We start from the raw sequence: 22,045 nt of genomic DNA on the forward strand, positions 1-22,045 counted from the left end.
TAAGATGAACAATAAAAAACTGGAAGATCTCCTCTGGGGCGCAGCCGAGTTTTTGCGCGGCCAGATTGATGCCTCAGACTACAAGCAGTACGTCTTCCCGCTGCTGTTTTATAAACGCCTGTCGGATGTGTATTTGGAAGAATACAACGAAGCGTTGGCACTCCATGAAGGTGATGCTGAATACGCTGCCATGCCGATGTTCCACCGCTTTGATATCCCCCAAGACGCGAGCTGGAAAAAGGTACGCAACACCAGTAAAAACATTGGTGAGGCCATCCAGAACGCGCTGCGCTTAATTGAAGCCAATAACCCGCGTTTACACGGCGTGTTTGGTGATGCACAGTGGACCAACAAAGAGCGTCTACCCGATCATCTGCTGGCTGACCTGATGGAACACTTCAGTAAAATCCCGCTCGGCATTAAATCGGTTGCCCAGGATGATCTTGGTGAAGCCTACGAATACCTGATTAAAAAGTTCGCGGACGATTCCGGCCATACCGCCGCAGAGTTTTACACCAATCGTACTGTTGTGCATTTAATGACGCGCATTATGGGCTTAAAGCCTGGTGAAACTGCCTATGATCCCACCTGCGGCACCGGTGGTATGTTGCTGAATGCGGTGATGGATTTACGTTCCCAGGGCAAAGAGTGGCGTTCTGTGCACCTTTATGGGCAAGAGGTTAATTTGCTCACCTCAGCCATCGCACGTATGAATATGTTCCTGCACGATATTGAAGAGTTTGACGTGATGCGCGGCGATACGTTGGCTGAACCCAAGTTTATTGAAAACGACCGGCTTAAGCAGTTTGACGTTATTTTCGCTAATCCGCCTTACTCCATTAAAAAATGGAACCGCGATAAATTTGCCGCCGACCCTTATGGCCGCAACCTCTACGGTGTACCCCCGCAAGGCTGTGCCGACTATGCGTTTTACACCCACATTATCAAAAGCCTTAAACCTGATAGTGGCCGTGCGGCTATGCTTTGGCCACACGGCGTTTTGTTCCGCGATTCCGAGCAAAGCATTCGTAAACAGGTGATTGAGTCGGACATTATCGAAGCGGTGATTGGCCTGGGGCCAAACCTGTTTTACAACTCCTCAATGGAGTCATGCATTATTGTTCTTAATAAGAACAAGTCACAGGAAAGAGAAGGAAATGTACTTTTCATAGATGCTAAAAATGAAATCACTAGCATCAAGTCCAATTATTTCTTGTCGGAAAAAAATATAGAGAATATCTGTAATAATTTTAAATCTAGCGCAAATAAGTCAAGCAATTTCGCTTTGATTAGTGTTGAAGAAATAGCAAAGAACAACTTTAATTTATCATTGCCATTATACCTTCATGAAAACGTTTTTATGGATAACCGTGACATTAAAGCCTCTATAGTTACTTGGAAGTCTGATCAAGCTAAATCTAATAGCCACTTAAAAACCATCAAGTATCTATTTAATAATCTTGGTATCAAATGGGGGCGAGATGAGTAGAAAAATCATGAAGTTGAATGAAATATGTACTGAACCAAAGCTTACTAGTTCAAATCCTCTCAAGGATGGTTATGATCGATATGTAGGCTTGGAACACATTGATTCGAACTCACTAACAATATCTCGTTGGGGGGATATTGCTCAGGATAAGCCTAGCTTTATACGAGTTTTTAAAAAAGGTCATATCCTATTAGGCAAGAGACGACCTTATTTACGGAAGGCAGCAATTGCACATTTTGATGGTATATGTTCTGGGGATATTATTGTTCTTGAAGCTAATCAAGCTGTAGTTAATCCAGAGCTTTTTCCATTTCTGATTCATTCCAATAAACTTTGGTCACATGCAATTAAAACTTCTTCGGGTTCTTTATCCCCTAGAACAAAATTTAAAGATCTAGGGCAAGTTGAGTTTTCACTCCCTGATTTAGATGGTCAAAAAATTCTAGCGGATGATTTGCTAAATATCCAAAGAAACAGAGTTTTAATAGAACAGCAAATCGAAGCTACATCGCAACTTATATCGTCGACACTTCAAGAAACATGTGGAATGCTCGGTAAGCGCACTCCTACTGACAGGCTTGATGGGCGTTGCCCAGAAGATTATATGGTTGTAAAACTTAAAGATATTCTAGTTAAGGTGAATCGACCAGTCGAACTATTTGATCATCTTGAATATGGAACTGTAGTTGCTAGAAGGGCTTTCGGTGGGGTTGAAGCGAGAGAATCTATTCTTGGGGAAAACATTAAAGTAAAAAGTCAGTTTGAAATAAAAGGTGGCGATTTTCTTATATCAAAACGACAAATCGTTCATGGTGGTTGCGGTGTGGTTCCACAGTACTTGTCGGGAAGCATCGTCTCGAATGAGTATGATGTATTTAATACGGTAGATTGCTTAGATATGAGTTTTTTTTCTTGGCTAGTGAGAACTCCTTCCTTAAGAAATTATTTTTATATCAGTAGTGTCGGGGTGCATATTGAAAAGATGCTATTCAAAACAGAGCTATGGCTTAATATGCCAATAATCTTACCACCGTTGGATGTACAAAAAACAATTGCTATGACATTAAATGAATTGGTTTTTTTTAGTCAAATACAATTCGGAAAAATTGATCATCTTGAAGAAATTAAGACACATTTATTGAGTGAGTAATATGGAAAAATTTAACGAACAAACCGTCACAGAAAATGGCATTATCGACCGTTTAAAAGGGTTAAGCGGCATCAAGTGGACTTACTGCCACGGTGAGAGCCTGCCTAAACAAGCGCAGGGTATCTTCGTTGATGAGTGGCTGAAAGACGCACTTTGTTCGTTAAATCCCGATATTGCCAAACAGCCAGATTACGCCGATGAGGTGATTTATAAGCTACGCGGCGTAGTACTGGAAGCCCGCCATACCGGTTTGGTAAAAGCCAATGAAAACTTTCAGGAATGGTTGATGGCCGAAAAAACCTTACCCTTTGGCGAGAACGGCGACCATATCACCATCAATCTTATTGATTTTGACAATGTAGATAACAACCACTTTGTGGTGGCGCAACAGGTGCATTACATCGCTGCCACCGAGGTGTTTTTTGATATTGTTCTATATGTGAACGGCATTCCGTTGGTAGTGGGAGAAGTGAAAACAGCCACGCGCCCCAGCGTAACCTGGCAAGACGGTGCCGCCGATTTTATGGGCGGTAAGAAATACTACTGGAAAAACGTTGAACCCTTCTTTGTACCTAACCTGTTGTGCTTTGCCAGTGAAGGAAAAACCTTTGCCTATGGTGCCATTAATGCCCGCGTAAAAGACTGGGGTCCTTGGCACAATACCGAGCTACGTGAGGAAGTCCTGCCGGGAATGGCATCGGTGCTCGATAGCTGCCAGGGCTTATTAAACCCGCAGACGTTATTGCAGTTGCTGGAATCCTTCGCACTGTTTTCTACCGTGAAAACCGGCAAAGAGTCCCCGCCTAAACGGATTAAAATCCTGCCACGCTACCCGCAATTTGAAGCAGCCAAACAGATTGTTGAGCGAGTGCGCAAGGGCTACCCGAAAAAGGGCCTGATTTGGCACTTTCAAGGATCGGGTAAATCGTTGCTGATGCTCTATGCCGCCAAAATGCTGCGTGCTGACAATGAGCTGAAAAATCCAACCGTATTGGTCGTCGTGGACCGGCGAGATCTGGACAGCCAGATCAATGAAACCTTTGGTGGCGCTGACGTCAAGAACCTGATCAAAGTGCAAAGCTGCAAAAAGCTTGGCGAGCATATCGAACAGGATAGCCGTGGTATTTTAATCACCACCATCTTTAAGTTTAAAGATATCGAGATTGACGATAACAACCCTAATGGTTTGAATAGCCGCGACAATATCATTGTGTTGGTGGACGAAGCTCACCGCACTCAGGAAGGTGGCTTAGGCGAGAAGATGCGCAGGGCGTTACCCAACGCCCACTTCTATGGCTTAACCGGCACACCAATTTCAGGTATCGACCGTAATACCTTCAAGTTGTTCGGCGCGGAGGAAGATCCCGGCCGCTACATGAACCGCTATAGCTATAAGCAGTCGATCCGTGATGGTGCCACCAACCCGGTTAAGTTTGAACCACGCCTCGCTGAACTGCGGGTAGACCGCGATGCTATTAACGAAGAGTTCGAGCAACTGGTTAAAGAAAACGATTTGGATGATGAAGAGAAAGCGGCCTTGTCTAAACGTGCCGGTAAGCTGGCTATTATGCTGAAATCCCCCAAGCGCATGGTAGCTGTAAGTAGCGATATTGCCGAACACTTTACCAGCCATGTAAAGCCGAAAAAGATGAAAGGCATGGTGGTGGTATACGACCGAGAAGCCTGCGTGCAGATGTACTATTTGCTGGGTGAAAAGCTCGGGTTTGATGCGGTCGAAGTGGTCATGAACGTTGATCAAGCCCCAGTAAAAACCGAGGAAGGGGGTAAAAAAGACAAGGTCAATAAAGACTGGCTCAAGTGGCATGACGAGCTGGAACTGCCCATCAAACAAGTGGATTTCGAGCGCTGGCAGCACATTGATGCAGAAGATCAGGTGCAAAAGGACCTGATCGAATGCTTCAAAGATCCAAAACATCCGTTACAGCTGATTATCGTTACTGCCAAACTACTCACTGGCTTCGATGCACCTATCTGCTATTGCATGTATTTGGATAAACCTTTACGTGACCACACCCTTTTGCAGGCGATGTGCCGGACCAACCGATTGTACGAAACCGATGATATACGCAAGAATATGGGGCTGATTATCGACTACCTAGGCGTATTTGAAAATTTGCGTACCGCGTTGGCCTATAATCCTGATGAAATTGAAGGTGTTGTAGAGGGTATCGAGGCCTTTAAAGCGTTATTACCGGTACAATTGAATAAATGCTTGTCCTTCTTCCCCAATGTAGATTGCACCTTAGAAGGCTTCGAAGGCATTATGGCTGCGCAAGAATGCCTGCCGACAAACCAAAAGCGCGATGAATTTGCCGCCAGTTTTGGTGTGTTAGCCAAGCTATGGTCGGCGATTTACCCCGATCCTTTCTTGAGCCCGCACCGTCAAGACTATAAGTGGCTAGCTCAAATTTACGAATCGGTGCGCCCGGTGGGTCAGACTGGAGCGCTTGTTTGGGCTGCCCTTGGCCCCGAAACAATCAAAATGATCCATGAGCACACTGACATCAACCGAATTCGCGATGATATCGACGAGTTGATCATGGATGAGCACTCCATTTTTACCCTGACCGACAAAGAGCAGGAACAACGCGCCAAACGCTTGGAAATTGATCTCATGGGCCGCTTGCGTGGCAGTCACGATCCTAAGTTTGTAGAGTTAGGTGAGCGCCTGGAAAAACTGCGCCAAGACTACGAAGCCGGCGTTATTAAAGCTATTGACTGGTTGAAAGGCTTGTTGGATGCTGCGAAAAATACGGTACAAGCCGAGCGCGAAACCGGTGAACACCCAGTGACCGAAGCGGATAACAAACAAGCTTTAACCAAGCTGTTCCTGGAAACCCGCCCGGAAACAACACCTAAGTTAATCGGTGATGTAGTGGAGCAAATCGACAAAATCGTCAAAGCTACCCGTTTTGATGGCTGGCAAAACTCCAATAGTGGCCCGCGTGAAATCCAGAAGGCATTAATGCTGACTCTGGCTCAATTTGGATTGGGTAAAGATAGAGAGCTATTCCAGAAGGCTTACGGATACATAGAGGAGCATTATTGAGTTTTTTTGGTCGCGGTAGGACAGAGGTTACCCTACCCTCGCACAAACCCGGAGGTGCGCGGTTAACATATCTGGCTCTTGCATAGAAGCGTAGTAAAGGATAAGGGTGGGAAACTCTAGGCTTCGGTCCCATCTCTTGCACAAGAGATTGAAGCATTCCCAGGTCATGCAGTTCCGTTGCTTCTTTATTTCTGGGGCTTCACCATCATTTCACCGAACAAAATAAGTATCCACGAAAACCAACAGCACCAGCATCACTGCCAGCGCTGTTGGTCTTCTTTAGAAAAACCACCTCACCCTAAGCACGACGCCCAAACTCCCCATGCACCACATTCCCATCACGCTCCAGGTTATCCATATAGTCCGCATACCACTGCAGCATCTCACGCCGTCCATCCAGATACTTCGCATGGTTGTAGGTGCCACGGATGCTGTTCTTATCCACATGAGCAAGCTGCGTCTCGATCCAGGCCGAGTTATAGCCTTGTTCATGCAGGATGGTGCTCATGGTGTGGCGGAAGCCGTGGCCAGTCAGTCGCCCCTTGTAACCCAACAGCTCGATGACCTGATTGATGCTTTCCTTGCTGATTGGCTTACGCTGATCGTTTCGGCCAATAAACACCAAGGGATAGCCGCCAGTCATTGGCTTGAGAGAACTGAACAGCTCAATAACCTGCGTTGATAATGGAACGACATGCGGTCGCTTCATTTTCATCACTTCAACCGGTATGTTCCACAGCCCCTTGTCAAAGTCGATATCCTGCCAACGTGCAAATCTCAGCTCCTGGGTTCTTACGCCCGTCAGCATGATGATCTTGGTTGCCGTTTTAGTGATGACACTGCCAGTGTAACCAGATAGGTCTTTAAGGAAATATGGCAGTTCCTGAGCCGTCAGGAAGGGAAAGTGCTCCTTCTTAGGCGTTGCCAGAGCGCTAGCCAGATCGGGAGCTGGATTGTAAGTAGCTCTGCCAGTGATAATGGCAAAACGAAACACTTCTCCACAGCGTTGGCGAACCTTACGCATTTTCTCCAGCGCTCCACGTTTCTCCATTTTGCGCAGCGCTTCCAACAACTCCATCGGCTTGAGATCGGCAATAGGTCGTTTGCCAATATAAGGGAAGATGTCTTTCTCGAAGGTATCGATGATTTCATCACGGTAGCGCAGTGACCAGCGGTCAGCTTTAGCTTGATGCCACTCGCGGGCAACGGCTTCAAACGTGTTCTCTGAATTTAGTTTCTGCGCGAGCTTCTCCGCTTTTTTGGTTTCCCCAGGATCGTCACCTGCTGCCAGAATCTTTTTAGCTACATCGCGTTTGTCACGGGCTTCTGCCAGAGATACATCCGGGTAAACGCCAAAGGCAAGGCGCTTCTCTTTTTCGCCGTAACGGTACTTCAATCTCCAGTAACGAGAACCACTGGTTTTTACTTCAAGGTAAAGCCCTCCTCCATCGAAGAGCTTGTACGGCTTGTCTTTTGGTTTAGCAGTTTCAACTTGTCGGGCTGTTAGCTTCATAGGGGGCACCTCAAAAATGGGGGCATCGCCAGTGCCCCCTATGGTGCCCCCAGACCATACTTGATTTGGGTAGACACGAGTTGACACCAGGAGAGCGAAAGTGGCTTAAGTTGCGGGTATTATAAGGGATTTATTGACTTTGGTGGAGTTCAGAATACATCGAATGGCGGAAGATCACAGGAGTCGAACCTGCCCAGGACCGCTGGCGGCCCCAACTGGATTTGAAGTCCAGCCGCCCCACCGGGGACGAGGATCTTCCTCTAGAACTAGGAAGCAAGTCGCAGATTATAGCGCGAATCCCCCTAGCTGCTAAGAGGGAATTCATGTTTCCGCGATCCCCTTCGTACACTTGCTCTCCCGCACAAAACTCCCGCCTTTTATCTGCTACCCTAGCCGAGCCCGGGTTATTAACCCGTACATTGCTGGAGATGCTATGACCAAGAAAGTTGCCGTCCTGCTGAGCGAAGGATTTGAAGAGGCCGAGGCGGTTATCGTGATCGACGTGTTACGTCGTATGGAGATAGAGGTAGAGCTGCTGTCCTGCCAGGATAGGCTGGAGCTGCGCAGCTATCACCAGATACGTATGTTTGCCGATGCTCTGTTGGAACGCCGCATGGACCAACTGTACGATGCCGTGGTGATCCCCGGTGGGCCGCAGGCTACCGCCGCAATGGCGGAAAACGAGCTGGTCGTGGAGTTTATCCGCCGCCACGATCGTGCTGCCAAGCTGATCTGCCCGCTGTGTTCTGCCGCCGCTCGCGTGCTGGCTGCCAACAAACTGCTGCAAGGCCGCCGTTATGTCTGTTCTGGCGATCTGCATCAGGAGATCGAAGATGGTACCTACGTGGCTGAAAGGGTTGTGGAAGATGGCAATCTGATCAGTGGCCAAGGGTTGGGGGCCGCGTTTGATTTTGCCTTCACCGTGGCCTACCGCCTGACCGGCGATCGCACTACCACGCAAGAGCAAGCCGTACATATCTATCACGAAAACTGGCAAGCCCCACAGGCAGTGCATTAATCGCTACTGCTGCTAACTAGGCGCGGCACAGTTTGCGTTTTCCGGCTCCGATGCCGAAAGCGAAAATTGTTACCGCGCTTTCTGTTTTTACGGCTACTCCTCGCTATCCAGGTACAACGTTTTGATCCCGCTTTTGCTGCGTTTAGCGGCAACCAACGCATAACAATGACCTGTAACTGTTTTACCAAATTAGCCGAAGCCGTGGTCAGTAATACCACGATCATCTGCACGCCGGTAAAAATCCCCCCTAACCGGCCCATCATTTTTGTTAACCACACAATAGAAGTGCGGGAATAAGCTGCACCTTTGGCGAAAGTTATTCATATTGATGACGATGTGGCTGTTTTTCTGAATTTTTCGGGGCAAACATATTCGACCGTAGGAGCAAAGTTGGTTGAAAGAACCGTGACATCACTAATACTTGTTCCCCTGTAGTGGTAGGTAGTCCATAATTACACCATGCAATGCCTTCACGGGATCTATGCTAAAAAAGAGAGGGAATTCTTTATGGGTATGCCACAAACAAAATCTGAATTAATTTCATATCTTAATAAAAACATCGGTGAATTAATAAATATCCTGAATACAGGTTCGCCGGAGCTTGCCTCAGATAAATCAATGGAGAGACATGCGAAAAATAATAACGTCAGCTTAAAATCAGTATCGGAGTGAAATGATTATGATGAAAAAGAAAAACAACACGCCAACGCCCCACGATGCCACATTCAGACAGTTCCTGACCCAGCCCGAGGTTGCCCGTGATTTCATGGAACTACACCTCCCGGCAGAGCTGCGTGCCATCTGCGACCTTAACACCCTGAAACTGGAATCAGGCTCCTTTGTGGAAGATAACCTCCGCCAGTACTTCAGCGACGTGCTCTACAGCCTGAAAACCACTGCTGGGGATGACGGTTATGTCCACGTGCTCATCGAACACCAGTCCACCCCGGATCAGCACATGGCTTTCAGGCTCATCAGGTACGCAGTAGCGGCCATGCAGCGCCATCTGGAGGCGGGCCACAAAAAACTGCCTCTGGTAATACCGATGCTATTCTATACCGGTAAGCGCAGCCCATATCCCTATTCCACCCGGTGGCTGGATGAGTTTGCTAACCCAGAGCTGGCCGGTAAACTTTACAACGCTGCTTTTCCGCTTGTCGATGTCACCGTCATCCCTGATGACGAAATCGCAGGCCATCGCAGCATGGCGGCTCTGACACTACTGCAGAAACACATTCATCATCGGGATCTGGCAGAACTGGTGGATAGGCTCGCTCCCATCCTACTGGCCGGATATCTCTCTTCATCACAGGTAGTATCGCTGGTACACTATATTGTACAGGCGGGCGAAACGTCAGACGCCGAAGCCTTTGTACGCCAACTGGCACAGCGAGTGCCGCAACATGGGGACACACTGATGACCATCGCACAACAGCTTGAACAGAAGGGCATTGAGAAGGGTATCGAGAAGGGCATTCAGCTTGGTCGGCAGGAAGGGCATTCAGAAGGCGAGCGCGATGCTACGCTGAAAATTGCCCGTACCATGCTGCAGAACGGTCTCGATCGCAACACTGTCATGAAAATGACCGGTCTGACTGAAGACGAGCTGGCACAGATCCGCCACTAATCTTATTAGAACAATGTTCTAGCCTTACTGTCGGACCTTGCCAGTAGTCTGAATAGTCGCAAAAGTACTATTTTATGATGGGACTATTACCTGATGATATAGCAATGTTTGGCAAATAACGGCGGTATGAAGAATTGCCGTGTAGTCTCACCGCCAGGATATTACACAAAATTGAACGTAACGCGTTTAATTAAAATGAACAACTAATAATGGCAGGGTCTTATATCTCTCCGAAAAGGGGGTGATTCGCTGTATTTTATTTTTCACCGTCATAAAAAGCCTCCCCACCAAGGAGAAGGCTTTGAGATAAAAGAGCCATTCACGGTTGCAGTAACGCCTTTATTGTTACCGCGCGTTCTGTTTTTACGGCTACTCCTCGCTATCCAGGTACAGTGTTTTTATCCCACTTTTGCTGCGTTTTGCGGCAACCAGTGCGTATAGCGGGATGGTGAGCATCATCATCAATACCCCCCAGAACATGGCATTGCCTCCCGATCCGAACAGGGCAAACAGACTGTAGAGAATGCCAATCACCGCCAACGTGCAGTAGAAAATGAAACCTCCGCCCTTATTCATAGATTTGGCCACCATGATGATCGGTAGCGCGACCAGCGCATAGATATAGGGCAGTAAAGAGGCGAACACCGACATCAGCACGATCACCTGAAACTGTTTTGCCAGATTAGGCGAAGCCGTGAACAGTAATACCGCAGTCATCAGCACGCCGGTAAAAATCAGCCCCTTCATCGGTACATCGTTTTTGTTCACCACGGCAAAGAATTTCGGGAATAGCCCCTGCTTCGCGCCAGCTTTTGGGGCTTCAGACTGCAAGATCAGCCAGCCAGAGATCGAGCCGAAACAGGCGACTATGCTCAGTGCGGAAACCACTTCCCCAGCGAATTCGCCAAACATATAACGGGCGGCATCGGCAAAGGGGGCGGCGGAATTCACCAATTCACTATGCGGTACTAACCCCATAATCACCGAACAACTGGTGACATAGCACACGGCGGCAATCAGCAACCCCAATACCGTCGCCTTGGGCACGGTGGATTCGGGGTTTTCCACCTGTCCGCTGGACACCACTGCGGATTCCACACCCAGGAAGCCCCACAAAGCCAAAGATGCGGCGGAGAGGATCGCCGAAGCGTCGCTACCCTTGGTGCCATTATAAACTTCGGTGAACAACGCGGGTTTGAACCAGAACCAGCCAATAAAACCGATGCCCAATACCACCACCAGCATGCAGCAGGCGGTGAATGATTGGGAGCGCCCGGCCACCCTTGCCCCCAAAGAAGCCAGAGCGATAAACCCCCAGAGGATAACAATGGCGGTGATCGAGCTGACAAGCGGATCTTTGAGAATGGGGAAGAAATAACTCAGGTAACCCACACCCGCCACCAGCAGCGCCACGTTACCCACCCAGGCGCTGATCCAGTAACAGATGGTGGTCTGAAAGCCAATAAATGGCCCAAACGCGTCGCTGGCATAGGCAATAATGCCGCCATCACGCGGTGTCACCATGCTGTTCTTGGCAAACACCAGCGCCAGGGCAATCACGCCGACAATGGTAATCACCCAGCCAAATAAAGAGATAGACCCGATGCCTGCCAGATTGGTTGGCAGCATAAAGACCCCGGATCCCATCATGTTAGAGGCGGTCACCAACGTCAGGGCGACCAACCCCATTTTTTTCACGGAGGCAGTATTAACAGAAGCCATGATATTTCCCATCATTATTGCGTTGATACACATCTTGAAGAGGGTGCGGATCGCACCCATGGGGATAAAGCGCAGGCCGATTAACGTATGGAAGCGCTGGCAGGCGTTTCTTTTATGCACCGCACCCAATAAGTGCCGTTCTCATCCACTTCCACACCCTGCAGTTCATGTTCAAAGCCGGGGAAGCGCTGGCCGAAGGTCTGCAAGGCCACCAGGTAATCGACGATGGCCCGTGATTCTGATGTCACCTTTTCACCCGGCATGATGAGCGGAATTCCAGGTGGGTAAGGGGTTATCATCACGCCCAGCGTGCGGTTGCTTATGTCGGCAGCCTTGACCTGCTCGGTTTGGTCGGAGATCAGGCATTGGTAGGCCTGGGAGGGGGTAAGAACGGGAATGGCCTCTGCAGAACAGGCAAGCTCCAATAGCTCGGCAATTTTCAGTTCGATATTCGCCTGATGGATCGACCGGCATAAATCGCCGATGCCCATGTTGCGATAGGCGGGAGAGCTGGCCGCAACCTGCGGAAGCACCGAGGTCAGCGGGGTATTCTCGTCATAGTGATGTTTAAATATCATCAGCATGTCGATCAGGGTATTCCATTTGCCCTGGGTAGAACCCAATGCAAATAACACCAGAATGGTGTAGTCACCGTTGCGGGCCGGGATAATACGCTGGGTATCCAGGAATTTTGCCACTACCGGCGCGGGGATGCCGAAAACATTCATCTTTCCTTGCGCGTTCAGCCCAGGGCAGGTAATGGTGACCTTGATGGGATCCAACATCGCATAACCCTCCGGCAAGTCGCCGAAGCCGTGCCATGCCTCTCCGGCTCGCAACTGCCAGCAGGTGGGATCGTTGGCTAGCACCTCGTCGGCCACCTGGGTGAAGGGAACCTTTTTGCCCTCTTGCAGCAACGTGCTCGGCTGCCAGACATCGAAGAACCATCCCTTGTCACTTTTTTCCGCTTTGAGCTTGTCTGCGACGGTCACCAGCGTCTTGCGGAAGCTGATAGCGTCGTGAATAGCTTCATCGACCAATGTCTTACCGGCTTGCCCCTCCATCATAGCGGTCGCCACATCCATCGAGGCAATGATCGGATAGAACGGTGACGTGGTGCCGTGCATCATAAAAGCCTGATTGAAAATGTCGTAATCCACCGGGGCACGTTTGGAATTGCGGATATGTATCATCGAGGCCGAGGAAAAGGCCGCCAGCATCTTGTGTGTCGATTGCACGGCATACAGCGTTGGGCCGTTGTCTTTATCCTCGGGGACATCCATGGCGAACCGCCCCTGATACAGGGGGTGGAATTTCGCATAGGCATACCAGGCTTCATCAAATTTGATCCGGGGTACCGACTTGGCCAGCTTTTGGGTGACGGCGGTGACGTCATAAATCAGACCGTCGTAAGTGCAGTTAGTGATGATGGCATAAGCGGGGCAACGGTCTTCTGCCTGATAAGCCAGCACGCTGTCATCGATTTTTTGCTGGATCGCGCTGGCCTCAAACTGATCGGGAGAGATCAAGCCAATAATGCCGAGCCCATTACGCGCAGGCTGGAAATAGACGGGTTTAGCCTGGGTGATGGTCAGCTCATGGTTAACGGACTTGTGGCAATTGCGGTCAACCAGGATGATTTTATCTTTTAAATCAATTGAGTGACCCACTATCTGGTTAGATTGGGAAGATCCGCCTGTCACATAGAAGGTTTTGTCCGCGCCAAACAGTTTGGCAGCTCGAGTTTCCGATTCACCCGGCGCTCCCTTATGTTCAAGCCAGTCCCCCATTTCCGGCGTAGAGATGCCGATGTCTGCCCGCATCAGGTTTTCGCCAAAGTAATTGATAAACTCACGGCCTACCGGGTGCTTTAGGTAGGCAACGCCCCCTTGATGCCCCGGGCAATCCCAATAGTAAGGGCTGTCTAACGCGTAACTTTTTAGCGCGGCGAAGTAAGGCGGCAGCAGGTTCTCAATATACTGGCGTATAGCCAGATGAATGCGGCCAGCAATAAACTTGGGCGTATCTTCGCTGATATTGATGTACTCATGGATCTCTTGAATCACCTCCGTCGATAAACGCCCTAACAAAGGCACACTTGACGAAAAGAAGATGGGCACCCGGCTGTTTTTAGCGCGGATCACACGAATAATCTCCTTGATAATGGGAGAACCCTCACCCAGGTTAGCCCCATCACACTCATTAATAATGATACAACCGATACCCGCTTCTTTTCTGGCCATCGCCAGGGCCGTTTCATTGGTTTCCGCGTGGATAAAATGGTAGTTATTTAATGCCAGCACCTCCTTTATCGCATGATAGCTATCATCGACCTGTATTTTATTATCGCGTACAGAAACAATTAATATGGGAAAATCAAGATTGCTTGCATAACTCATTGTATGACCTCTTCTCATCCATGTCATTGAGATATCAACTGGGATGCCAGATGATGAAAGCGAGCATACTCTTGAAGTGCAAACAATAAACTGTACCAAAGGTACAGTTTATATTGATGACAAAGTGGCAATATTGCTAATTTGTCGGGATCTATCTATACCAGTCTCTACTAACCCATTGATTATCCAGACGGGCGCAGCATGCAGCGCCCCTACGTTGTAAGCCCGGCGAGGGTTTATCAGCAGTCTCCTGTTTTGTAGAGAGATGATTAGCGGATGATATAACAGGGTTTAGAAAATAATGGTGGAATATAGAATTGCCATTGCTTCTTTCTGGCAAAAAATATAAATTCCCTGGTAGTTTCACAATGGACTTTCGCCAGAATGTTACTTTTATGGAACTTTACCGTTCTCAACGTTCTGTTGAGAATATTGGCAATCTCTTTCTCCGCCATGCCTTGTAACAACAGAAAAGCCACGACCCATTCCTTAGCGGATAAAATCTCGGAGGGACAAGCAACCGTTAATTTACCGATGCCATCACCAGAGACAAAAAAACGCGGCGTGATGGAGTGCAGGGGTTTGATATGGCTGATAATACCGGAGCAGTGAGCCTGTTTGTCGTAGTAGGGCATGCGTTCACAATAAAACACGCTGAATATGCGTTTGCTATCGATAGGGAGGATCCCTACTGCCTCAATCTTCCTCATCTCATCGATAACGCGTTGGTCATGGATGGAGATAAAGGGCTTAAAAGGAGCTAGTGCAGAAGGTCTCCCATTTCCTTCCGGTTTTAGCAATAGGCCATATCTGGCATTGGCATACACAGGCTTTTTATGCACGTCCTTTAAACACCAGGCCTCATCACTAGACTCCCACGCAATCAAAATCTCCAAAGGAATAGCAATAGCTAACGAATTTAATTTCGCAATAATACTTTCGGTACTGACACGAGACATTTTCCCACCTTCAATCCTTGGTGCCATTATTCGCAATGCAAATGGCGACATAGTGTAAAACGCCCAGAGCAGACTACCAGAAAGCCAACCTGAAGCGGCAAGATTGAAAGTAACGTTTTATTAATATACTTACCTGAAAATGACCGTGTCCTATATCTACCATGCTCCCCAAAAACGGCGTCACTTAACGTATTTCTTCATCATCGGAATAAAAAAGCCTTCATCCCATCAGGAGAAGGCTTGGCGATAAATGAGAATCTTACGGCTGCAGCAGGGCTTTCACATCCAGCAAAATAAATTCGTTATCGTCTGCCACGTTGGGTTCGCGGCTGGAAGAGAACGGGAAGTTATTGTCGTTCCCCACGATGATATGGCTGCCATCCACCACGTCGACATTCTCGATAGTGAAGAACGGGAAGGTCAGCACGCCGTTATTCAGCGACTTGCGCGCCAGCTTCTGCGGATCCTGAATGTTCAGCAAATCGATATACGCCATTTTTTCTACCGGTTTGCCGACGTTGGCGTCGGAAAACGCTATTTTGTAGACCCGTTTGAATTTGGCGATCTGGCTGAAGCAGTTATCCGTTGGCACGCCTGCCGCACAGGCTTTATCGGCGGTGCCTTCACCATTATCACGTTCGATCACCAGCCCATGATTGGCGTCGATCATATTGAAATCACCGATGGCGTTCTGATTATCTTCCAACACGTACTGCCAGCTACGGCCTGTCCATGCCTGCTGTTTGACGTCAAACTCCAGCACCCGCAGGTAGCGTTTGCCCGCCACGTTCTCAAACTGTTCGCCGTCCCACAGCGCCCCTTCCAGTAGGGGATACAGCTTGCTCCCATCCGGTGATACCGCCATTCCTTCAAAGCCCTTGGAGCGCGCGACCTGGAAGTTCTGCTTGCCGTCCGGCGCACCTGGCAGCGTCAGCGTCGGGTTATCCGGCGATTTCACTACCTTGCCGTCAACCTGGGTATCAAACACCGCCAGCACCTTGCCGTTCAGATCCGCTTTAATCAGGTAAGGGCCAAATTCATCGCCGATCCATAGGGCATCGTCGGCAAACTGGAAGCTTTCCGGGTCGAAATCGCTGCCGGTCAGGTAACGCTTGTCGGTGCTTTCATTGACGATATGGAACGGGACCTTTTTATCGGGATCGTGCAGGAACAGCGTTTTTAGCGGCGTTGCCGTGCCTTCCTTGAAGTCGATACGGTAATGGTTGAGATACAGCATGGCGTCCGGCGAGTTGGCTTTGCTGCCAAAGCCGTTATCGGTCAGCACCCAGTAGGTGCCATCCGGCATGTGTTTGATGCCGGAATGCCCCTGCAACGGCTGGCCATTGATGGGAAGCCCGATGCCGGTCAGCCGATCCGCAGATTTTCCCGCTACGCTGCCCAGTTCGGTGATGCGTTTGCCGCTGGTGTATTTACCGCTCTGTTGCAGATCGGTTGGTGCATCCTGGGGGGCCGTGACGCTGGACTTCACCGGTAATACGGCGTGCCCGGCCAGCACGGCGGGAACTTCCTGAGCCTGCGCCCATAGCGTGGTGCTGAATGCCAAGCAACTGGCCAACAGTGCCAGGCGGGGGGGTAATTTATGCATATTATGAATTCCCTGGTTATGGTTTTGCCCAAAGGTAAAAAGCAACGCCACTATAGGGAGCCGTAATGACAGAAATATTATGTGCCGCGTGACACCTTGTCAGCCCCTCCCTAATACCAGGTGGGCGCAGCATGCAGCGCCCCTACGTTTTGAGCCAGCGGGACGTTCAATAGCCGACCTCCCCAAAACGATCGCGGCACTCTTTGGGCGTCATGTCATAGCCTTTCTTGAATACCGAATAGAAGTATTGCAACGATGGGTAGCCACACATCTGGGAAATTTCGTTGATGGGTAACGAGGTCGCGGTGAGTAAGTTGCGGGCGCGATCGAGTTTCTCTTGGTGGATGGCGTTATGGATCGTCTGGCCGGTTTCATCCTTGAAGCGCTTTTCCAGATTGGAACGGGACATGCCTACCGCATCCAGTACCTGCTCCACCTTGATCCCCTTACAGGCATGGTAACGGATATAGTGCATGGCCTGGATCACCGCCGGGTCGCGCAGTGAACGGAAATCGGTAGACCGCCGTTCAATCACCTTCACCGGCGGCACCAGAATGCGCTGTAGCGGCAGCTCGCGCTGATCAAGCAGTTGATGCAACAGCTTGGCGGCACGATAGCCCATCTGGCGTGTCCCCTGCACCACCGACGACAACGCCACGCGCGACAGATAGCGCGTCAGCTCTTCGTTATCGATGCCAATCACACAGAGTTTTTCCGGCACTGGAATATCCAGGTGCTCGCACACCTGTAACAGGTGGCGCGCCCGCGCATCGGTAACGGCTATAATCCCGGTCTGCTGGGGCAAGGTCTGCACCCAGTCAGCCAGGCGGTTCTGGGCGTATTGCCAGTTCTCCGGCGCGGTTTCCATCCCTTGATACACCACCCCTTGATACTGTTCCGCCGCCACCAACTGACGGAAAGCCTGTTCACGCTCCTGCGCCCAGCGCTTACCCCCCTCCACCGGCAGGCCATAGAACGCAAAGCGGTTCAGCCCTTTTTCTTTCAGGTGCATAAACGCTGCTTCCACCAGCGCATGGTTATCGGTGGCGATGTAATGCACTGGCGGGTAATCCGCCTCCCGATGATAAGAGCCCCCGACGCCAACCAGCGGCACCTGGACGTTGCGCAACAGCTGCTCAATATTCCGATCGTCGAAATCGGCGATCACGCCGTCCCCCAGCCAGTCCTTGATATTATCGATTCGGCAGCGAAAATCCTCTTCGATAAAGATATCCCAATCGCTTTGCGACGCCTGTAAATACTCCCCAACGCCCTCCACTACCTGGCGGTCATACACTTTATTGGCGTTGAACAGCAGCGTAATACGGTAGCGCTTCTTAAACATGGGGGCTCCCCAGTAATAAATACGGTCACAGCTACAAGTGTGAAGCCGCGCCTAGACACGGCGTTTGGTCGCGGAATCCATCCACACCGCCAGCAGCAGGATCGCGCCTTTGACGATATATTGCCAGAACGTCGGCACGTCCAACATACTCATGCCGTTATCCAATGAGGCCATGATAAACGCCCCCATCACCGCTCCCGCCACGCTACCGATCCCCCCCGCCAGGCTGGTGCCACCGATCACGCAGGCGGCGATAGCATCCAGCTCGGCAATGTTACCGGCAGAAGGCGAACCGGCCCCCAGGCGCGAACTGAGGATCAGCCCGGCAATCGCCACCATCAGGCCATTGATGGCAAACACCGCCAGCTTGGTACGCTCAACGTTAACCCCGGAAAGCCGCGCGGCATCGATATTACCGCCGATGGCATAAATGCGGCGGCCAAAGGCGGTACGCGACGCCATAAAGATCCCAGCCAGCATCAATGCGGTCAGGATCAGCACCGGCGTTGGCACCCCGCGATAGTCGTTCAGCAGGTATATCGCCCCTAATACCAGGATTGCCATAATGCTCTGCCGGGTGACATCGCCGCTCGCTGTCGCCACCGGCAAGCCCAGTTGCGTACGTCTACTACGCCGCCGCCACTGCCAGGCCACAAACAGCATCAGGCCGATAGCGCCAATGCTAAACCCCACTCCGTTGGGCAGGTAGCTCTGGCCAATCTGTGACATGGCATTGCTGGTAGGTGACACGGTGGTGCCATTGGTAATGCCGATCAGAATGCCGCGAAACGCCAACATCCCCGCCAGAGTGACGATAAACGAAGGGACTTTACGATAGGCTACCCACCAGCCATTCCACGCCCCCAGTAACAGCCCCGCTAACAGCGTGACCACAATGGTCAACGGCAGCGGCCAGCCGAACCAGACGTCAAATATCGCCGCCACGCCCCCTAACAGCCCCATCATTGAGCCAACGGAAAGGTCGATCTCCGCCGAAATAATCACGAACACCATACCCACCGCCAGAATGCCGGTGATCGCCGTCTGGCGTAGCAGGTTGGAGATGTTACGGGCGCTGAGATAGGCCCCTTCGGTGGTAAAGGTAAAGAACAGCATGATGACGGCGATCGCCGCCAGCATCACGAACACCTGCAGATTGACGGTTTTCAGCCCGAACGGCGGCTTTTTTGCCCCCACTGGCGGCAGGCTGGCTTCAGATTGCGTGCTTTTCAACATGTGTTTCACTCCTTAAGGCCGCTTCCATTACCTGTTCCTGGGTCAGATCGCGGTTCACCAGATCGGCTTTAATCTGCCCCTGGTGCATCACCAATACCCGATCGCTTAACCCCAGCACCTCCGGCAATTCGGAGGACACCACAATCACCGCGAGCCCCCGCTGTGCCAATTGATTGATTAATTTGTAAATCTCTTGCTTGGCACCGATATCAATGCCGCGCGTTGGCTCATCCAGAATGAGGATTTGCGGGTTCAGCAACAGGCACTTCGCCAAGATGGCTTTCTGCTGGTTACCCCCGCTGAGACGGGCAATAGCCAGCTCCGCAGAAGACGTTTTTACCCGTAACCGTGCCAGCGATTGTTGGATAGTCGCCTGCTCCTGCGCATCATCCAGCACCGTCAATGCGCCACTGAAATCCCCCAGCGCCGCCAACGTGATGTTGGCCCCTACGCCCATCACCGGCACGATGCCATCGCGCTTGCGGTCTTCTGGCACCATGGCGATGCCATATCGCATTGCCTCACGGCAGTTGGTGATGGTGGCGGCCTGCCCTGCGATGGTGATATTGCCCTGCCAACGCCCCGCATAGGCACCAAACAGGCACTGCATGGTTTCGGTACGCCCGGAGCCAACCAGCCCGGCCACGCCGAGGATCTCCCCACGCCGCAAAGTAAAAGACACATTATCGGCCCGGCGGATATGCCGGTTGACCGGGTGCCAGGCAGTGAGGTTTTCCACCTGCAGGACCACCTCACCGATGGTATGGGGTTCCTGCGGATACAGCTCGGTCAGTTCACGGCCGACCATCATGGCGATGATATCGTCCTCACTCATCTCCGCCGCAGGCCGGGTGCCAATGTGCTTGCCATCGCGGATCACGCAGATAAAGTCCGAGATCGCTTTCACCTCGTTGAGCTTGTGCGAAATATAGATACAGGCGATCCCGTGATCGCGCAGATCCGCAATGATCGCCAGCAACGTGGCGGTTTCACTTTCGGTCAATGAGGCGGTGGGTTCATCGAGTACCAGCAGGCGCACCTGTTTGTTCAAGGCCTTGGCGATCTCTACCAGTTGCTGTTGGCCCAACCCCAGTTCACCCACGCGGGTATTGGGGTCAACCTCCAGCTTGACCTGCGCCAGCATGCGCTGGCAGCGCAGGTACATGTTGTCGTAATCCATCACCCCATAGCGGCCCCACTCGTTGCCGAGAAACAGGTTCTCCAGCACCGTCATCTGCTTCACCAGGGCCAATTCCTGGTGAATGATGGCGATACCTTTCTGCTCGGTATCGCGAATGGTTTTCGCCGTAACGATCTCGCCCGAAAAATAAATATCGCCCTGATAACTGCCGTGCGGATATATTCCGCACAGCACTTTCATCAAGGTGGATTTTCCTGAGCCATTTTCACCGCACAAGGATAATACCTGCCCTGCCTCCAAGTGCAGGCTGACATTATCCACGGCTTTCACTGCGCCGAATTGTTTAGTGATATTTCGCATTTCTAACAGGCAGGGCATTATTCATTCCCCCCAGATGGCATGGTCATTAATTAAGGTCCGATTGCTTATGGAAACCATCGGCAATAATCGTACTCTCGATATTCGTTTTATCCACCTGTACCGGGGTTAATAGCCAGGCCGAAACCTCTTTACTGCCATTATTTAATTTGGCGTTGGACTTGGGTTGTTCCCCTTTGCCCAGCTGCACGGCGATATCCGCCGCTTCGTCGGCCAGTTTGCTGATCGGTTTATAGACCGTCATGGTCTGGGTGCCCGCTACGATGCGTTTTACCGCTGCCAGATCGGCGTCCTGGCCAGAGATCGCCACCTTGCCCGCCAGCCCTTGCGCAGCCAGTGCCTGAATGGCTCCACCGGCGGTAGCATCGTTGGAGGCCACGACCGCATCGATATGGTTATTATTGGCCGTCAGAGCGTTTTCCATAATCTTCAGCGCGTTTTCCGGCAGCCAGCCGTCGGCCCACTGATCGCCCACCACTTTGATCTTGCCACTGTCGATCAGCGGTTGCAGCACGGTCATCTGCCCCTTGCGGAACAGCTTGGCGTTATTATCCACCGGCGAGCCGCCCATCAGAAAGTAGTTGCCCTGCGGCACGCGCTGCACCAGGCTTTCCGCCTGCATCTCACCCACTTTCTCATTATCAAACGAGATGTAGAAATCGATATCGGCATTGTTGATCATGCGGTCATAGGCCAGGACCTTGATGCCTTCACGCTTCGCCTCGCTGATCACGTTGCTCAGCACCTGGCCGTTATAAGGGATGATCACCAGGACATCGACGCCGCGGTTGATCATATTCTCGATCTGCGCCATTTGGGTTTCTTCATTGCCGTTGGCCGACTGAACAAACACATCGGCCCCCAGGGCGTTGGCTTTCTTGACAAAAATATCGCGGTCTTTTTGCCAACGCTCCAGACGCAGGTCGTCGATGGCCATACCGATTTTAATCTGTTGGCTGTAGCCCGGTTGGCTGGCCAGTAGCAGCAGTGCGCAAGCAGAAAGCAAGAGTGGTTTGAATTTCATTTTATAACCCTTGAGTTGTGTAGGGAAATAGTTATCCGTACGCTTTCAAACGGCAAAATTGAAAGGTGACGAGATAAAACACGAAACTTCCAGTGGATTGTTGTCGCTTATGCGGTGTTCAGCAATTACAGATTTTCACCAGTGAATTACGGTTTTTGGTTTAATGTTGATTTTATGATGGCGGTCATGTTTTAAACCTGTGAAATAACCTGTGACCAGTAAAACCGGCCCTTCGTTGAATTATGAGATCCCGCGCACATTTAATAATTCTGTGAATTTAAGAGTGAAATAACGTAATTGAGCATTCCGCCACTTACTCCGAAGATGAGCGCATCCCGCATCCTTTTCGCCGGGCACCGTTACCAAGG

15 protein-coding genes and 1 tRNA gene are annotated in these 22,045 nt (G+C 50.7%); 6 read left to right on the forward strand and 10 right to left on the reverse strand.

Going from position 1 to position 22,045, the window contains the following annotated elements; translation table 11 throughout:
* Window positions 1-4 precede the first annotated feature (4 nt).
* Genes ACMV5I_RS06650 through ACMV5I_RS06660 form a run of 3 tightly spaced genes read left to right on the forward strand, consistent with a single transcriptional unit; the run spans window position 5 to window position 5,709 of the window.
* Window positions 5-1,489 (forward strand): type I restriction-modification system subunit M, encoded by a 1,485-nt coding sequence (locus ACMV5I_RS06650; RefSeq protein ID WP_414824016.1) that lies wholly within the window; start codon window positions 5-7, stop codon window positions 1,487-1,489.
* Window positions 1,482-2,639 carry a restriction endonuclease subunit S gene (locus ACMV5I_RS06655; protein WP_414823962.1) on the forward strand — a complete coding sequence of 386 codons (1,158 nt, stop codon included), beginning with the start codon at window positions 1,482-1,484 and terminating at the stop codon, window positions 2,637-2,639. The genes ACMV5I_RS06650 and ACMV5I_RS06655 overlap by 8 nt, the downstream gene beginning before the upstream one ends.
* Before the next feature lies 1 nt (window position 2,640).
* A complete protein-coding gene (locus tag ACMV5I_RS06660) occupies window positions 2,641-5,709 on the forward strand; it encodes a type I restriction endonuclease subunit R (RefSeq protein WP_414823963.1) in 3,069 nt (1,022 codons plus the stop codon).
* A gap of 298 nt (window positions 5,710-6,007) precedes the next feature.
* Here ACMV5I_RS06660 and ACMV5I_RS06665 read toward each other — a convergent pair whose 3' ends face one another.
* Window positions 6,008-7,222, reverse strand: a complete 1,215-nt coding sequence (locus ACMV5I_RS06665; protein ID WP_414823964.1) for a tyrosine-type recombinase/integrase — start codon at window positions 7,220-7,222, stop codon at window positions 6,008-6,010.
* A 164-nt stretch (window positions 7,223-7,386) separates the two neighbouring features.
* Window positions 7,387-7,481: transfer RNA gene (locus ACMV5I_RS06670), tRNA-Sec, on the reverse strand.
* 174 nt (window positions 7,482-7,655) lie between these two features.
* Between ACMV5I_RS06670 and ACMV5I_RS06675 the strand changes: the two genes are divergently transcribed.
* The 3 genes from ACMV5I_RS06675 (at window position 7,656) to ACMV5I_RS06685 (ending at window position 9,867) form a co-directional block, all read left to right on the forward strand.
* Window positions 7,656-8,240, forward strand: a complete 585-nt coding sequence (locus ACMV5I_RS06675; RefSeq protein WP_021181316.1) for a DJ-1/PfpI family protein — start codon at window positions 7,656-7,658, stop codon at window positions 8,238-8,240.
* A gap of 507 nt (window positions 8,241-8,747) precedes the next feature.
* Complete coding sequence (locus ACMV5I_RS06680; protein WP_202810578.1) at window positions 8,748-8,912, forward strand: hypothetical protein; 165 nt, start codon at window positions 8,748-8,750, stop codon at window positions 8,910-8,912.
* Between the two features lie 10 nt (window positions 8,913-8,922).
* Window positions 8,923-9,867, forward strand: a complete 945-nt coding sequence (locus tag ACMV5I_RS06685; protein WP_414824017.1) for an Rpn family recombination-promoting nuclease/putative transposase — start codon at window positions 8,923-8,925, stop codon at window positions 9,865-9,867.
* 369 nt (window positions 9,868-10,236) lie between these two features.
* Here the strand turns inward: ACMV5I_RS06685 and ACMV5I_RS06690 are convergent, their stop codons facing one another.
* The 8 genes from ACMV5I_RS06690 to xylF form a co-directional block, all read right to left on the reverse strand.
* Window positions 10,237-11,589: an amino acid permease gene (locus ACMV5I_RS06690; protein ID WP_202673226.1), complete on the reverse strand. Its 1,353-nt coding sequence runs from the start codon at window positions 11,587-11,589 to the stop codon at window positions 10,237-10,239.
* Window positions 11,590-11,669: 80 nt separating this feature from the next.
* The gene (locus ACMV5I_RS06695; RefSeq protein ID WP_414823965.1) at window positions 11,670-13,988 is read right to left on the reverse strand and encodes an Orn/Lys/Arg decarboxylase N-terminal domain-containing protein; all 2,319 of its coding nucleotides are present in this window, start codon (window positions 13,986-13,988) and stop codon (window positions 11,670-11,672) included.
* A 269-nt stretch (window positions 13,989-14,257) separates the two neighbouring features.
* Window positions 14,258-14,947: a helix-turn-helix transcriptional regulator gene (locus tag ACMV5I_RS06700; protein WP_202810581.1), complete on the reverse strand. Its 690-nt coding sequence runs from the start codon at window positions 14,945-14,947 to the stop codon at window positions 14,258-14,260.
* Between the two features lie 259 nt (window positions 14,948-15,206).
* The gene (locus tag ACMV5I_RS06705) at window positions 15,207-16,553 is read right to left on the reverse strand and encodes an esterase-like activity of phytase family protein (protein ID WP_414823966.1); all 1,347 of its coding nucleotides are present in this window, start codon (window positions 16,551-16,553) and stop codon (window positions 15,207-15,209) included.
* 166 nt (window positions 16,554-16,719) lie between these two features.
* Window positions 16,720-17,898: a D-xylose utilization transcriptional activator XylR gene (gene xylR / locus ACMV5I_RS06710; protein WP_024483252.1), complete on the reverse strand. Its 1,179-nt coding sequence runs from the start codon at window positions 17,896-17,898 to the stop codon at window positions 16,720-16,722.
* 51 nt (window positions 17,899-17,949) lie between these two features.
* The gene (gene xylH / locus ACMV5I_RS06715) at window positions 17,950-19,134 is read right to left on the reverse strand and encodes a xylose ABC transporter permease XylH (RefSeq protein ID WP_414823967.1); all 1,185 of its coding nucleotides are present in this window, start codon (window positions 19,132-19,134) and stop codon (window positions 17,950-17,952) included.
* Entirely contained in the window at window positions 19,112-20,653 is a 1,542-nt protein-coding gene (locus tag ACMV5I_RS06720; protein WP_024483254.1) for a xylose ABC transporter ATP-binding protein, read from the reverse strand. The genes xylH and ACMV5I_RS06720 overlap by 23 nt, the downstream gene beginning before the upstream one ends.
* A 28-nt stretch (window positions 20,654-20,681) precedes the next feature.
* Complete coding sequence (gene xylF, locus ACMV5I_RS06725; protein ID WP_414823968.1) at window positions 20,682-21,677, reverse strand: D-xylose ABC transporter substrate-binding protein; 996 nt, start codon at window positions 21,675-21,677, stop codon at window positions 20,682-20,684.
* Between the last annotated feature and the right edge of the window lie 368 nt (window positions 21,678-22,045).

This window comes from Serratia sp. T13T92, from assembly GCF_047530105.1.
Classification (GTDB): Bacteria; Pseudomonadota; Gammaproteobacteria; order Enterobacterales; family Enterobacteriaceae; genus Chania; species Chania fonticola.

Excerpts from the sequence above, each read along its gene's own strand:
- ACMV5I_RS06650 (WP_414824016.1), top strand. The coding sequence starts at position 5 with ATGAACAATAAAAAACTGGAAGATCTCCTCTGGGGCGCAGCCGAGTTT.
- ACMV5I_RS06655 (WP_414823962.1), top strand. The coding sequence starts at position 1,482 with ATGAGTAGAAAAATCATGAAGTTGAATGAAATATGTACTGAACCAAAG.
- ACMV5I_RS06660 (WP_414823963.1), top strand. The coding sequence starts at position 2,641 with ATGGAAAAATTTAACGAACAAACCGTCACAGAAAATGGCATTATCGAC.
- ACMV5I_RS06665 (WP_414823964.1), bottom strand. The coding sequence starts at position 7,222 with ATGAAGCTAACAGCCCGACAAGTTGAAACTGCTAAACCAAAAGACAAG.
- ACMV5I_RS06675 (WP_021181316.1), top strand. The coding sequence starts at position 7,656 with ATGACCAAGAAAGTTGCCGTCCTGCTGAGCGAAGGATTTGAAGAGGCC.
- ACMV5I_RS06680 (WP_202810578.1), top strand. The coding sequence starts at position 8,748 with ATGGGTATGCCACAAACAAAATCTGAATTAATTTCATATCTTAATAAA.
- ACMV5I_RS06685 (WP_414824017.1), top strand. The coding sequence starts at position 8,923 with ATGAAAAAGAAAAACAACACGCCAACGCCCCACGATGCCACATTCAGA.
- ACMV5I_RS06690 (WP_202673226.1), bottom strand. The coding sequence starts at position 11,589 with ATGGCTTCTGTTAATACTGCCTCCGTGAAAAAAATGGGGTTGGTCGCC.
- ACMV5I_RS06695 (WP_414823965.1), bottom strand. The coding sequence starts at position 13,988 with ATGAGTTATGCAAGCAATCTTGATTTTCCCATATTAATTGTTTCTGTA.
- ACMV5I_RS06700 (WP_202810581.1), bottom strand. The coding sequence starts at position 14,947 with ATGTCTCGTGTCAGTACCGAAAGTATTATTGCGAAATTAAATTCGTTA.
- ACMV5I_RS06705 (WP_414823966.1), bottom strand. The coding sequence starts at position 16,553 with ATGCATAAATTACCCCCCCGCCTGGCACTGTTGGCCAGTTGCTTGGCA.
- xylR (WP_024483252.1), bottom strand. The coding sequence starts at position 17,898 with ATGTTTAAGAAGCGCTACCGTATTACGCTGCTGTTCAACGCCAATAAA.
- xylH (WP_414823967.1), bottom strand. The coding sequence starts at position 19,134 with ATGTTGAAAAGCACGCAATCTGAAGCCAGCCTGCCGCCAGTGGGGGCA.
- ACMV5I_RS06720 (WP_024483254.1), bottom strand. The coding sequence starts at position 20,653 with ATGCCCTGCCTGTTAGAAATGCGAAATATCACTAAACAATTCGGCGCA.
- xylF (WP_414823968.1), bottom strand. The coding sequence starts at position 21,677 with ATGAAATTCAAACCACTCTTGCTTTCTGCTTGCGCACTGCTGCTACTG.